Origin of the sequence: Escherichia sp. 94.0001, from assembly GCF_013369155.2 — a bacterium.
GTDB classification, from domain to species: Bacteria; Pseudomonadota; Gammaproteobacteria; order Enterobacterales; family Enterobacteriaceae; genus Escherichia; species Escherichia coli_F.
In genome coordinates this window covers 1-234 of sequence record NZ_JABWMS020000338.1, presented here as the reverse complement: position 1 = coordinate 234, position 234 = coordinate 1, and the positions used below count along the sequence as shown (strand labels likewise).

Annotated in this window: 1 protein-coding gene; it reads right to left on the bottom strand. The window is 61.1% G+C overall.

What is annotated here, in order from left to right:
* A partial coding sequence (locus HEN33_RS26020) for a hypothetical protein (protein ID WP_183083583.1) occupies positions 1 to 234 on the bottom strand: 234 nt, incomplete at both ends.

The following is a 234-nucleotide window of genomic DNA, read 5'->3' as shown; positions in this document are numbered from 1 at the left end:
GCGTCTGCCCGTTCCATACCGGCATACAGCGCATCGCCGAGCAGAAATCACTGAGCACATCCCACGCCTTGCGCTGTGTGGTCAGGTAAGCGTTACAGGTGATGCGCGGCTCCGTACCGCCAAAACCGTCCGGCACCGACTGGTCGCAGTACTGGCCGATGACATACAGTGCCCATTTATCCACATCCGCCGCACCAAGACGTTTCCCCATGCCGTAGCGCGGGTGGGTCAGCA